The following is a 2,148-nucleotide window of genomic DNA, read 5'->3' as shown; positions in this document are numbered from 1 at the left end:
TACACTTTACTTTAGTGTCAAAATTATAATAATGACAACAAATATCAGAATGTATATAACAGTAAAAAGAGTCATATCAAAATGAAGTTAATCATTCTTATAATTTTGATTGCAAACCTTTTATCGGCTTGTGCATTAGCACCAAAGCTAAAACAGCCCAATGATAGGAACCGTGTGCCTAATTAATAAAACAATCCCTGCCAAAATCAAGCGAGGAGACAACGGAATCTCATAAACTGATTTATGAAGTTAATAATGTAATGGTCAGTCTTTCTAAATATGTGAAAATTAAAAGGTGTGAAATATGCAAAAGCTGATTATTATCATAGCGATTAGTGCTTTTCTTGGAACAACAAACTTAGCAAGAAGTAACACTCTTACTAAGCAAGGAGGAGGTCATAGCCGTTTTGCAGTTCCTACTATAGGGTCAGGAAATCTCGATTCAAGCAACAATTATAAACCAAAACCACCAAAAGGCTATGAGCCACCACGTAAACTTCCACCCGATATTAAAATTGACCTTTCTAATTTTGGAACGATGAGAAATCGCGTACCGTCCAAACCTAGTGGCTCTAAGCCATCTAACACACCTCCAATATCTCCCACAGCTCAGGTACCTAAATCAACTTTCGTATCTGCTCCATCAGCAAAATATCTGGAGCTTACTAATCTATTAAAAAAAGGGGAAATTATTGAGCTCTTAAAAAAACAGCTTGAGTTGAAAAAAGAACAACTTTCGCAAACAGAAAAAACCTATCAAGCTATAACAAAGAGTCAGAAAACAAACCCAAAGCAAATAGACTTTTCTAGTTTTTTTCTCAAAGAGCCAGAAGCGCTCTATAAGAGTGATAAGCTTTCAAGGAAATCATATCAAGAGGTATTAGAGGACGAAAACAAAGTTTCTGGGCCTTTTGATCAAATGGGCAAAACTATTTCAGAGCGTTTACAATTTGCATCGATACTAGATAAAGCTGTAAGTTTAGAAACTTTTGAAAACGTAGAAAATCGTTTTCAATACCTCAGAGATCTATTAGATGAAGTTCAAAAAAAAGAAAACCTGAAAGATACTGCAGATCTTCAAGCACATATCGATGGTTCGTTAGCCATGATCCAAAATGAATTTATAAAGATGGAAATGGTAGCGCATTTACGTGACGCTGAGCAATCACTTATCAAAAGGAAAAGACGCGAACTTGATATGAAAATTTTTGATCATGAAAAAAAAGGGATGCCTACCATACGATGAAAACAAAAGCCGATGTAGAAGGTTCAGTACTCTCTGAACAATTAAGAGAAGCACAAAGGTTTTATCAAAGCTAAGATATCGTAATGAAAATACTTAGGTAATGTATAAATGCAAATGAAGCGTTTAGCATGTATCTATATTTCAAGGTGATAAAAAATTGAAAATTCGTTAAAGAGGAATTCCATGGACTTTACAGTTTTCACGCAACTTTTCGATAAAATTAACCAGGTAACACAAACATATGTCACGGGTATTTCCTCAAAAACAATTGCTACAATTACACCTTTCGTTTCAATTGGAATCACGATCGCTTTCATCATCTATGGATGGCTTATCATTCGTGGCGCTATCGATATGCCTCTCTCCGGATTTGTAAATCGTTTCCTACGAATAAGTATTATTACTTCAATAGCTCTTACCACAGGACTTTATCAAAATGAAATTGCCAATTTGATAACACAAATGCCCTATGAGTTATCAAAAGCGCTCATGACAAATCCACTCGATGATACACAATTAATGAATTTACTTGACAAAACAGCAGGCGGAGGATTTCAATATGCAGGCCGCCTTTTCCAAGAAACCGTCTTCTTCGAAGCCAATGGACTGCTTTACAGTCTCTTAGGCATCATTATCTTGCTAGCAACAAGCCTCGTAGTAGCAATCGGCGGTGGTCTCGTGCTCCTAACAAAAATCGCTATTACACTTCTCGTAGGATTGGGACCACTCTTCATCATTGCTTTGCTCTGGCAACCAACTCATCGCCTTTTCGAGCAATGGATAGTCCAAGTCATCAATTATATAATCCTCTTTCTACTCTTAGCCACTGTATTTAATCTGATGATGAATATCTTTGCAAACTATTTGAGCGATATGAAACTCGACTACGACCAGAATGTAGC

The 2,148-nt window shown here is 36.1% G+C and carries 2 protein-coding genes and 1 pseudogene; all 3 read left to right on the top strand.

Features of this window, described 5'->3' with window-relative positions:
• The first annotated feature begins 81 nt into the window (after positions 1 to 81).
• Positions 82 to 235, top strand: a pseudogene (locus ACFIL3_RS09785) (TrwH protein).
• 69 nt (positions 236 to 304) lie between these two features.
• Positions 305 to 1,246, top strand: coding sequence for a type IV secretion system protein (locus ACFIL3_RS09780; RefSeq protein WP_375682184.1), 942 nt, complete (start codon positions 305 to 307; stop codon positions 1,244 to 1,246).
• Positions 1,247 to 1,429: 183 nt separating this feature from the next.
• Positions 1,430 to 2,148 (top strand): type IV secretion system protein (locus ACFIL3_RS09775; protein ID WP_375682183.1); only part of this gene is annotated, 719 nt, incomplete at its 3' end.

Origin of the sequence: Bartonella sp. CE47NXGY (genome assembly GCF_042195415.1) — a bacterium.
Taxonomy (GTDB): domain Bacteria; phylum Pseudomonadota; class Alphaproteobacteria; order Rhizobiales; family Rhizobiaceae; genus Bartonella.
This window is presented reverse-complemented; position numbering and strand designations above follow the sequence as displayed.